This is a genomic window from Streptomyces sp. NPDC051020, assembly GCF_040683105.1.
Taxonomy (GTDB): Bacteria; Actinomycetota; Actinomycetes; order Streptomycetales; family Streptomycetaceae; genus Streptomyces.
Map to the genome: position 1 here is coordinate 1 of NZ_JBFBCG010000128.1, position 11,057 is coordinate 11,057.

The window sequence follows — 11,057 nt, forward strand, 5'->3', positions numbered from 1 at the left end:
TCCGGTTGGTGGAGTCGTGGGGTGTGCGTCCGGATTTCCTGGTGGGTCATTCGGTCGGTGAGATTGCTGCCGCGCATGTTTCGGGTGCGCTGTCGCTGCCGGACGCGGCCGAACTAGTCGTCACCCGGGGTCGGTTGATGCAGGCGCTGCCCGCCGGTGGGTCGATGGTGGCGGTGGAGGCAACGGAGGCCGAGGTGCTTCCGTTGCTGAATGGTGAGGTGGGGATCGCGGCGGTCAACGGGCCGCGTTCGGTGGTGGTCTCGGGCACGGAGGCGGCGGTTGCCGAGCTGGTCGCCACGTTCGAGGCGCAGGGGCGTCGGACGAGTGTGTTGCGGGTGTCGCATGCGTTCCATTCGCCGTTGATGGAGCCGATGTTGGCGGAGTTCGGTGCGGTGGTGGCCGGGTTGTCGTTTGGTTCTCCGTCGATTCCCGTGGTGTCGGGGGTGTCCGGGGATCTGGCGGCGGGCTGGGGTTCGGCGGAGTACTGGGTGCGGCATGTTCGTGAGGCTGTGCGGTTCGCGGATGCGGTGTCGTACGTCGTGTCGCGTGGTGTGACGTCGTTCGTCGAACTGGGCCCCGATGGTGTGCTGAGCGGGATGGCGCGGCAGTCGGTGGAGTCGGAGACGTCTGTCTTCGTGCCTTTCGTGCGCAAGGGCCGTCCCGAGGTGTCCACGGTGGTCTCCGCTCTCGGTCAGCTGCACGTGGCCGGGGTGGGGGTCGACTGGGCCCGGTACTTCGAGGGGTCGGGTGCTCGGCGGATCGACCTGCCGACGTACGCGTTCCAGCGCGAGCGGTACTGGCTGGAGTCGGTGGGTGCTGGGGATGCTGGTGGGTTGGGTCAGGTGGTGGTGGATCATCCGGTTTTGGGTGCGGCGGTGGCGTTGCCGGATTCGGGTGGTGTGGTGTTGACGGGCCGGTTGTCGGTGGAGGGGATGTCGTGGTTGGCGGATCACGATGTGCTGGGGTCGGTGTTGTTGCCGGGTGCGGCGTTCGTGGAGTTGGTGGTGCGGGCTGCTGATGAGGTGGGTTGTGGGGTGGTGGAGGAGTTGACGTTGCAGGCTCCGTTGGTGCTTCCGGAGCGTGGTGGGGTGGCGTTGCGGGTTGTGGTGGGTGGTCGGGACGAGACGGGGTCTCGTTCGGTGCGCGTGCATTCGCGGCCGGAGAGTGGTGGTGCGGGTGCCGAGTGGGTGCTCCACGCGGACGGTGTGCTGGGCAGTGGTTCGGGTCAGCCGGGGCCGGCCTTCGACCTCAGCGCATGGCCCCCGCCGGGCGCCGAAACCGTACGGACCGAGGACTCCTACGCGTTGCTCCGGAAGCAGGGCTACGCCTACGGGCCGGTCTTCCAGGGGCTGAAAGCCGTGTGGCGGCGCGGGGACGACGTCTTCGCCGAGGTCGCTCTGCCCGAGCAGGCGCACGCGGACGCCGAGCGTTTCGGTCTCCACCCCGCATTGCTCGACGCGACCATGCACGCCCTCGGAGTCGGCGAGGACGTCACGGGCGACGAACCGACCGAGCTTCCCTTCTCCTGGACGAACGTTTCTCTTCATACCGCCGGCGCCCGCGCGCTTCGGGTACGGATCTCGCCCCAGGGCGTCAACGGCCGCACGCTGAGCCTGGCGAACCAGGACGGCTCACCGGTGGCCACGATCGGCGGACTCACGTTCCGTCCGGTGTCGGTGCAGCAGTTGAGCGGATCGGCTGGGGTAGGCGGTCTGCATGAGGTGGTGTGGCGGCCTCTGGTGACGTCTGGGTCTGCTGAGGTGCCGGTGTCGGCGGTGTTCGAGGTGTCGTTGCCGTCGGTGGGTGTGGATCCGGTGGTGGGTGTGCGGTCGGTGTTGGGTGAGGTGCTGGAGGCTGTTCAGGGGTGGCTGGGGGCTGAGGGTGATGGCCCGTTGGTGGTGGTGACGCGTGGTGGTGTGTCGGTGCGTGAGGGGGAGGGGGTGGATGTGTGCCAGGCTCCGGTGTGGGGGCTGGTTCGGGCGGCGCAGGCGGAGAATCCGGGTCGGTTCGTGCTGGTGGACGTGGATCCTGAGGGTGGTGCCTTTGCGGATGTCGCGGCGGCCGTGATCGCGTCGGGTGAGCCTGAGGTCGCGGTGCGGGGCGGTGATGTTCTGGTTCCGCGTTTGGTGGAGGTGGTGGTTCCTACGGCTACTGATGTTCTGCCGGGCGGTGTGGTGTTGGTGACCGGTGGTACGGGTGGCCTGGGTGGTTTGGTGGCCCGGCATCTTGTGGAGGCGCGGGGGGTGCGGCGTCTGGTGCTGGCGGGGCGTCGTGGGTCGGATGCTCCGGGGGTGGGAACGCTGGTCGGGGAGTTGGAGGGGCTGGGCGCCGAGGTGTCGGTGGTGGCCTGTGATGTGTCGGATCGTGATGGGGTCGCGGCGCTGGTGGACGGTGTGGGTGTTGATCTGGTGGGGGTTGTTCATGCGGCGGGTGCCGGTGACAACGGGCTGATCGGGTCGATGGATGCGGCCCGTTTCGATGGGGTGCTGGGTCCGAAGGCTGATGCGGCTTGGTATTTGCATGAGTTGACGCGTGAGCGTGAGCTTGCGTTCTTCGTGATGTTCTCGTCGGCCGGAGGTTCCGTTCTCGCGGCGGGCCAGGCCAACTATGCGGCGGCCAATGTGTTCCTGGACGCTCTTGCCGCGTATCGCCGTTCCGAGGGCCTGCCCGCCACTTCGCTCGCCTACGGCCTGTGGGATGTCGCCACCGGGCTGACCGAAGCCCTCGACGAGGACGTTCGCCTCATGGCGGCGCGCGGTCTCCCCGCGCTCGCCCCCGCCGAGGCCCTCCGCCTCTTCGACGCCGGAATCCGGTCCGGTCGCGCCGCGCTCGTGCCCCTCGCCGTCGACGTACCGACGCTCAAGGTCAAGCCCGGCGAACTGCACTCACTCCTGCGGGACATGGTGCTCACAGAGGGCGGGCCCGTGGTGCGCACCCGTACCAAGGGCTCCGACCCTGCCGCGCTGGTCGCCCGCCTCACCGGGTTGAGCACCGAGGACCGTGAACGGGCCCTGCTGGACCTGGTACGCGGTCACGCCGCCGCCGTTCTCGGGCACTCCGGCGCCGAAGACGTCGCGGCCGAGCGGGGATTCCTCGACATCGGCTTCGACTCGCTGACCGCGCTGGAACTCAGGAACCGGCTCAACGAGGTCACCGGCTGCCGGCTCGCGCCGACCCTGATCTTCGACTACCCCTCGGCCGCCGAGCTCGCCGCGCACCTGAGGCTGACGCTCTTCGGCGAGGACGTCCCCGCAGATGACCTGAGCGCAGCAACCGCGGACGAGCTGTTCGACATTCTCGACGGCGGGGCCGAGGCGTGGGCATGAGTGCCGACCGACCGGATGAGGAGCGAGTGTGCTGAACCAGATAGTCGTCGTGGGCGCGGCGGCCGCAGGACTGACCGCGGTGGAGACGCTGCGGGCCAAGGGGTACGAAGGCGGCCTGACGCTCGTCGGTGACGAGTGCCATCCGCCCTACGACCGGCCGCCCCTCTCCAAAGAACTGCTGGGCGAGGGTTGGGAGCCGTCGAGCACCTGGCTGCGCAAGGAGGACGTGCTCGCCGCCGTCGACGTCGATCTGCGCCTCGGCTGCCGGGCCACCGGCCTGGACCAGGCGGCCAGGGTCGTCACCCTCTCCACCGGTGAGCGGCTGCCCTACGACGCGGCCATCATCGCGACCGGGCTTCGCCCGCGCAGACTTCCGTACGGGGACGGCCTGCGGGGCGTGCACGTGCTCCGCTCGCTGGAGGACGCCGTCCGCCTGCGCCAGGCGCTCGGAACGGGACCCAGGGTCGCGGTGGTCGGGGCCGGATTCCTCGGCGCGGAGATCGCCGCCACCGCCCGTGCGGCCGGGCTCGACGTGACCCTCATCGATACCAACGCCCAGCCCCTGGAGCGCCAGGTCGGCGCCGGAATCGGCGAGCTCGTGGCCGGCCTGCACCGTGACCACGGAGTACGGCTTGTCCTCGGTGCGCAAGTCGTGGGCATGGCCCAGGACCGGGGTGACGTCCGCGCCGTCCTGCTGGCCGACGGCACCCAGGTCGACGCCGATCTGGTCGTCGTCGCGATCGGCTCCGTGCCCGCCGTGGACTGGCTCGCCGACTCCGGACTGGCCCTGGGCGACGGCGTCCTGTGTGACACGTACTGCCGCGCCGCCCCCGGCGTATGGGCGGCCGGCGACGTCGCCAACTGGCCCCACACGATGCTGGCCGGGGCCCGGGTCAGGCTCGAACAGCGGACCAACGCCGCCCAGCAGGCCATGGCGGTCGTCTCCAACCTGCTCGCGGGTGACGACGGCGGCCGGCCGTACGCGCCCGTGCCGTTCGGCTGGACCCATCAGTTCGGGGCGAAGATCCAGACCATCGGCTGGTGCCCTCCGGACGCACGGACGGAGATCATCAGCGGGTCAACGGCCGACCGCGAATTCGTCGCGGCGTACCACCGCGACGGGATGCTCGTCGGCGCGCTGGGCTGGAACAGCGCACGAGGCCTGCGGCAGTGCAGGCTTCTGATCGGCCGTCCGTCGACCGAACTCGCCGCCGCGGCGGCAGGTGTCTGAGAACCCGGGGCCCGGCGCGGACCGGCCCCGCGAGGATCCGGTGCCCATCGGGCGGCGAGAGGACGAGGAGCCGGATCCGCGAGAAATCAGGGGGCGTCGGCTCCGCAGAAAACCAGGGCCGGAGTACGATTCCATCCGCCTCAAGGTCCGGGGCAGGCACACAACGCCCAGGATCTCACCGAGCACGGTGCCACACCGTCTCCCCACCTCGGTGTCACCCCGGCTCCGCATACGGCGGACCACCGGCGCATACGATGCTCTATGCGTGCGTGATACGCATGGGAAGGCTTCCGATGAAGGCAGGCACGAGATGACTACTGGTGAAGGAACGAGCAAGGAGGGCGCCGGCCTGCCGAACAGCATCGCGGTGCTGTGGGAGCTCCGTAACCGCGAACAGCGCACCGCGCGGATCGGGCTGAGCGTCGAGCGGATCGTGGCGGCCGCGATCGAGTCCGCGGACGCCGACGGCCTCGCCGGGCTGTCGATGTCCCGCGTCGCCAAGAGCCTCGACTTCGGCACCATGTCGCTCTACCGGCACGTGTCGAGCAAGGACGAGCTGCGCCAGCTGATGCTGGACATGGCCTACGGCACCCCGCCGCGCATCGACACGGTGGAGGGGGACTGGCGGGCCGGCCTGGAGCAGTGGGCCCGCGCCTTCCAGGAGGTCTTCCGCCGGCACCCGTGGATGCTCCAGATCTCGGTCAGCGGCCCGCCCCTGGAGCCCGGACAGCTCAGCTGGCTGGAGTGCGGCCTGCGCACCCTGGGCGGCACGAGCCTGAGGCCGGACGAGAAGCTCTCCGTGATGATGCTGATGATCGGCTACGTCCGCAACAACGTGCAGTTGGCGCTCGGCGTGGTCACCCATGGCATCAGCGAGGAGGACCTGATGGCCAACTATGTGCGTGCGTTGGCCAAGTACGTCGACTCCGCGTCGTTCCCCGCGCTCGCGGAGCTGCTGGAGGCCGGGGCGTTCGAGGAGCCCGAGGACGACTTCACCTTCGGCCTCCAGCGCGTGCTGGACGGGGTCGAGGTGCTGGTGCGGACCCGCAACGGTGAGAAGTCCCTGACCTGACACGTTCCGGGCCTACGCGAAGGGGGCCGGTTCCCCACCCTCGGGTGGGGAACCGGCCCCCTTTCCGTCTGTGCTCGGCGACTCAGGCGGTGGACTGCATGCGTCCCGCGGCGGGGATGGTCGCCGGTGCGTCGATGTCGTACGGGTCGATCCGCTCACCCGTCTCGATCGGCACCTTACGCAGCAGCGTCGCGACGATCGCTGCCACCACGACCATGGCGGCAGCCCCGGAGAGCGCGGCCACCTGGAGGCCATGGGTGAAGGCCTCTCGGCTCGCGGAGAGCAGTTCGGCGCCGATCGCGGCCGGCTGCTGGGCGGCGACGGTGGCGGCACCGCCGATGGTGTTGCGTACCGCGCCCAGCGCCTCGCCGCCGAGACCGGCCGGGTTCACCGCGTTCATGTCATGCCGGTAGACCGCGGAACCGATGCTGCCGATGACCGCGAAGCCGAACGCGCTGCCGAACTCGGTGAAGGCCTCCGAGGTGGCCGTGGCCGACCCGGCGTGCTCCTTCGGCGCCGAGGTGACCACGATCTCCGCCGTGAGCGTCTTCGAGGCCGTCATACCGGCCGCCATCAGCCCCACGCCCGCCAGCAGGAGGGCGACGTTCGAGTTCACCGTGAGGCGGCTCAGGACGCCGAAGCCGACGGCCATCACGAGCATGCCGCCGGCGACCAGGTAGACCGGCTTGACCTTGCGGGACAGGGCCGAGACGAGACCGACCGCGATCCCGATCGCCGGCATCACCGCCATGGACCACAGAGCCGCCCGGAACGGTGTCATGCCCAGCACCATCTGGAGGAACTGGTTGGTGAGGATGCTGACGCCCATGAACGAGAACATCACCATCAGGTTGGTGAGGATCGCCCCGGTGAAGCCGCCGTAGCGGAACAGTGAGATGTCGATGAGCGGGTGGGACGTCGTGCGCTGGCGCTGTACGAAGGCGATGAGCAGGACGGCACCGACGGCGGCCCAGATCGCGGAGTCGCTGGCCCATCCGTCGACGGCCAGCTCCTTGAGGCCGTAGATGAACGGCATGATGCCGGCCATCGACAGGACCGCGCCGAGCACGTCCAGCTTGCCGCGGGAGGGGTCGCGCCGCTCCGGGAGCAGGATCGGGGCCAGGATCAGCACCAGCACCATCACCGGAATGTTGATCATGAAGACCGAGCCCCACCAGAAGTGGTTCAGCAGCAGCCCGCCGACGACCGGGCCGAGGGCCGCGCCGGTGGCGAGCGTGCCGCTCCAGGCCGCGATGGCGGACTTGCGTTGCTTTGAATCCTGGAACATGTTGCGGATCAGGGCCAGCGAGGTCGGCGTCAGCGTCGCGGCGCCGAGCCCCAGCAGGGCCCGCGCGCCGATCAGCGTCTCGGCGTTGTCCGCCGTCGCGGCGAGCGCGGAGGCGACGCCGAAGACCAGGGCGCCGATGATCAGGAGCTTGCGGCGGCCGAACCGGTCGCCCACCCAGCCCATCGTGATCAGCGCGCCGGCCAGCACGAAGCTGTAGGTGTCCATGATCCACAGCAGCTGGGTGGCGCTCGGCTTCAGCGACTCGCTGATGGGCGTGATCGCGAAGCCGAGTACCGAGATGTCAACGGCGATCAGCAGGGTGACCAGAACGATCACCACGAGGCCGAGCCATTCCTTGAGCCCCGCCCGGGGCTTGCTTTCTGTCATGGCGAACGTCCATGCCTTCCTGCGTCATGACGCCGAGTACGTAACACACTGAGCGTATCAGGTACGCGCGTACTGCATACGCATAGCGTGTCTTGTACTCAACGGCGGTGTGCATCGCGTCCGGGGTCGCCTCCCCGCAGTCGTGGCGGGGCTGTCTCCCGCGTCTCAGCGCTCCTCGTCGAGCAACTCCTGCGCGCGGCGCAGCAGGGCACGGCGGTCGATCTTCCGGTTGGCGTTGAGAGGGAACTCCGCTAGGTGGAAGAAGTGCTGGGGGAGTACGGCCCGGGGGAGTGTGCGGCTCAGCTCGCGGGCCAGGGTGACCGGCGGTACGCGCTCTCCGGTGTGGAACGCGGCCAGGCTGATGCCCTGCTCGGACGGCAGCGGCACCGCCACGGCGTCGTCCACCCCCGGGCAGCGGCGCAACGCCTCGTCGATCTCCGCCAGTTCGATCCGCACGCCCCGCACCTGGACCTGCTGATCCAGCCGCCCGAGGTAGAGCAACTGGCCATCCTGGCCCAGCCGGACCCGGTCGCCCGTGCGGTAGTAGCGCGTGCCCTCCCGCTCCAGGAACCGGCCCGCGTCGTCGGACGGGTCCAGGTAGCCGGCCATGAGTTGCGGACCGGCGATGCACAACTCACCTTCCATCGGGTCCGGTTCACCGTCCGCGCCGAGCAGCAGCCATGCGTGGCCTGCGTGCACCGGCCCGATCGGTACGACACCCGCGGCCGCGATCCGCGGCGAGGCCTCGGGCGACCAGCGGTGCCGGGTGATGGTGATGGTCAGCTCGGTGGGCCCGTAGAGGTTCTCGACCGCCGACCCCGTCGCCGCGCGCTGCCAGTCCGTCACGTCCTGGCACGTCACCGCCTCGCCGGCGAAGAAGCTCCAGCGCAGGGACGGCAGGGCGCCGTCCGTGAGCCCGCCCGTGCGCCGGAGCAGGCTGACCACGCTCGGGGTGGAGAACCACACGGTGATGCCCTGCTCGGCGACGAACCCGGGCAGATCCCGATAGGCGGCCGCCGGTACGGCCACCAGTGCGGCGCCCGCCCCCCATGCGCAGAACAGGTCGAACATCGCGCAGTCGAAGTTGAGGTCGAAGTTCTGCGAGAACACGTCGTCGGGTCCGAAGTCGTACCGCTCGTCGAGCAGACCGAAGTAGTGGGCGCCGTTGGCGTGCGTGACCGGCACCCCCTTCGGGCGGCCCGTCGACCCTGAGGTGAACAGCACATAAGCGATGTCGTCCGCCGCGACCGCGTGGGGACGCGGCAGGCGCGACGCCGGATCCGGAGCGATCAGCCCCTCGTCGGACGGATCACCGCTGTCCCCGTCCAGCAGGGCGGGAAGGGTGACCCCCTCCGCGCGTAGCTTCCCCAGCACCGTGGCAGCCTCGCCGTCCACGATCAGCGCCTCGACGCCGGCGGCTTCGAGCATCTGGCGGGTGCGGAGCACGGGAAAGGAAGGCTGCAACGGCACCATCGGCACCCCGGTGAACAGGCAGGCCAGGATGGACGTGTACGCGTCGATGCCCTTGCCCGCCAGCACACCCACCGCCGCCGGGCGCTCCGGGAGCGCGGCCAGTAGCGAGCCCGCCCAGGTCAGCGCCCGGTCGTACAGCTCCTGGTACGTCAGTGCGGTGGCATCCGCGCGTATCGCCACGCCGTGCGGCGACCGCGCGAGTCCGCGCAGGAAACGGTCATAGAGGGCGTGGGCCGGTGTCTGGTCCATGAGTGGTCCCCGGGTGGCGATGGATGGATGAGGTGGAGCTGTGCCAGTCGCCCGCGAGCCCCCCGCCGGACACCAGGACGAGAGGCTCGTGCCGGGTGCTCAGGACATGCGGCGACTGGGCCTCGACCAGGGCGTGCAGCGAAAGACCCGGAGCCGGGACGCCGGTGAACGCACCGTGGCGCGCGGCCGCCGGGCCACCGATCCGCAGCAGGACTTCGGCGAGATCGGTCCAGCAGCAGGTGGCCGGCGCGTGGTGCAGGGTGACCCGCGGATTTCTCGCCAGCCACGCACGCACCTCCCGGGAACGCGTGGCGCCTTTCCCGTCCATGAGAACCTGCAGTCGCGGATAGGGGTGCGTCTGGGCGACCGCGTCCAGGAAGTTCAGGAAGGCGGGCAGGGCGTACGCCCGGGAGGTCCCCGGCCGGGTGCGATCGAAGAGTAGGGGCCGGAGCCGTTCTTCGGCCCGGGAGCCGGACTGGTCGTCCGCCCTGAGCACCACGGCGTTCCACGGCGGCGTGAGACAGACCCCGACGACACCGTGCTGGGCGCCGGGGCGCAGCGGCGGCACGGCGGCCAGATGGAAGGACTCGGGACGCCGGGGCTGCACGCCCCACTTGCGCCACACGCGCGAGACCGTGGAGTGGGCGATCCCCAACTCACCCGCCAGCAGCCGCGACGACCAGTACGGGGCCCGTAACCGGGCCGGAGGCGTACCGCCGTCGGCGAGCGTGGCGACCAGGACCGCCACCTCGTCCACCGTCGAGGGACGGCCCGGACGCGGCAGATCACCCAGTGATGCGATCCCCGACTCCTCATAGCGGGCACGCCACTTGAGGACGGTGGGGCGGGAGATCCGCAGCGCGGCGGCGATCTCCGTGTTGGAGACGCCGTCCGCGGCGAGCAGGACAATCCGCGCCCGCCGTACGAGACCGGCGGGCGCGGTCGACATACGGGTCAGCGTCTCCAGCCGGGCTCGGTCGCCCTCGTGCAGGCGCAGCGCCGGGACGCATCGCATGACCGCGGCCCTCAGCGCAGGCGCTGCAGCGAGTTCCAGAGAACGTCCGGCGTCTCGAAGATCTCCAGGGAGAGCGCCTCGTCGCGGAAGTGGACGGTGTAGGTGGATTCGAGCCCCGCGAGCAGCTCGATCATGCCGAGCGAATCGAGTCCGAAATCGCGCAGCCGCATGTCGCCGGTGATCGGCTCGTCCGGCGGAAGAAAGGAAAGCTGCTTCCGAAGGAGAATTTCGAACTGCTCATCCCACATGATGACTCCGGTTCAGATGCGAAGGGTGGATGGCTATGTCGGGATCGCCGCACCGGTGCCGGAACGCGAAACCGCCCTGCGGACAGCGACGGAAAGACGAGCAGACCGACCGAGGCGTCGGCGCCAGTGCGGAAACGAAAGGGACGGGCGGAAACGGGGCAGGAAACAGCCGGCCGCCCACATGCCCGGCGAGAGGGGTCCCCGGAGCCAGACGCTAGTCCCGGCGAGCCTGATCCAGTACCCCTACCCGCCCCTATGAGAGCGCCGCACCGAGGGCGCCCCCGGCCGCCGACCAGGCGGACATCTCCCGCCACCGCACACCGAACCGCAGGTGGGAGCGGGGGAAGGGGCACCCGCGACCGCGATGGGGCGGCCCTGTCGCGCGGCTGGCCGGGGCACCCCGGCTCTGGGGTCGTCGGGGTGGGGCAGGGGGCGCGATTGTGGGGACCCGGCACTCGACTAAGGGGTGGGCAGCGGTCGGCCGACACCGTAATTTTCCGAGCGACCCACTCTTCATTTCCGTCATCGGGTCCGCGGTCCGCTGAACGTCACGACACAGGAGGGCATGCTCGGTGAATAACGAGGAGAAACTTCTCGAGTATCTGCGCCGGGCGACAGCCGACCTGCGCGACGCACGCAAAAGGCTCGCCGCCGCCGAACGCAAGTCCAGCGGCGAGCCGATTGCGATCGTGGGGATGGCGTGCCGTTATCCGGGTGGGGTGGGTTCTCCGGATGAGTTGTGGGATCTGGTGGTGGAGGGCCGGGACG

General features: G+C 69.9%; 8 protein-coding genes. 4 read left to right on the forward strand and 4 right to left on the reverse strand.

Going from position 1 to position 11,057, the window contains the following annotated elements:
* Nucleotides 1-41: 41 nt before the first annotated feature.
* The 3 genes from AB0N06_RS35805 to AB0N06_RS35815 all read left to right on the forward strand — a co-directional run bounded on the left by AB0N06_RS35805 (nt 42) and on the right by AB0N06_RS35815 (nt 5,629).
* Complete coding sequence (locus tag AB0N06_RS35805) at nt 42-3,326, forward strand: SDR family NAD(P)-dependent oxidoreductase (RefSeq protein WP_366138871.1); 3,285 nt, start codon at nt 42-44, stop codon at nt 3,324-3,326.
* Nucleotides 3,327-3,354: 28 nt separating this feature from the next.
* A complete protein-coding gene (locus tag AB0N06_RS35810) occupies nt 3,355-4,557 on the forward strand; it encodes an FAD-dependent oxidoreductase (protein ID WP_366138864.1) in 1,203 nt (400 codons plus the stop codon).
* Nucleotides 4,558-4,867: 310 nt separating this feature from the next.
* Nucleotides 4,868-5,629, forward strand: a complete 762-nt coding sequence (locus AB0N06_RS35815; RefSeq protein ID WP_366138865.1) for a TetR/AcrR family transcriptional regulator — start codon at nt 4,868-4,870, stop codon at nt 5,627-5,629.
* An 82-nt stretch (nt 5,630-5,711) separates the two neighbouring features.
* Here AB0N06_RS35815 and AB0N06_RS35820 read toward each other — a convergent pair whose 3' ends face one another.
* From AB0N06_RS35820 to AB0N06_RS35835, 4 genes are all read right to left on the reverse strand, one after another.
* Nucleotides 5,712-7,304 (reverse strand): MFS transporter, encoded by a 1,593-nt coding sequence (locus tag AB0N06_RS35820; RefSeq protein ID WP_366138866.1) that lies wholly within the window; start codon nt 7,302-7,304, stop codon nt 5,712-5,714.
* A gap of 165 nt (nt 7,305-7,469) precedes the next feature.
* Entirely contained in the window at nt 7,470-9,026 is a 1,557-nt protein-coding gene (locus AB0N06_RS35825; protein WP_366138867.1) for an amino acid adenylation domain-containing protein, read from the reverse strand.
* Complete coding sequence (locus AB0N06_RS35830) at nt 8,995-10,041, reverse strand: helix-turn-helix domain-containing protein (RefSeq protein ID WP_366138868.1); 1,047 nt, start codon at nt 10,039-10,041, stop codon at nt 8,995-8,997. Before AB0N06_RS35830 ends, AB0N06_RS35825 begins: the two co-directional genes overlap by 32 nt.
* A gap of 11 nt (nt 10,042-10,052) precedes the next feature.
* On the reverse strand, nt 10,053-10,289 hold the full coding sequence (locus AB0N06_RS35835; RefSeq protein ID WP_366138869.1) for an acyl carrier protein: 237 nt from the start codon (nt 10,287-10,289) through the stop codon (nt 10,053-10,055).
* A 572-nt stretch (nt 10,290-10,861) separates the two neighbouring features.
* Between AB0N06_RS35835 and AB0N06_RS35840 the strand changes: the two genes are divergently transcribed.
* The coding region (locus AB0N06_RS35840; RefSeq protein ID WP_366138870.1) for a polyketide synthase docking domain-containing protein at nt 10,862-11,057 on the forward strand (196 nt) is incomplete at its 3' end.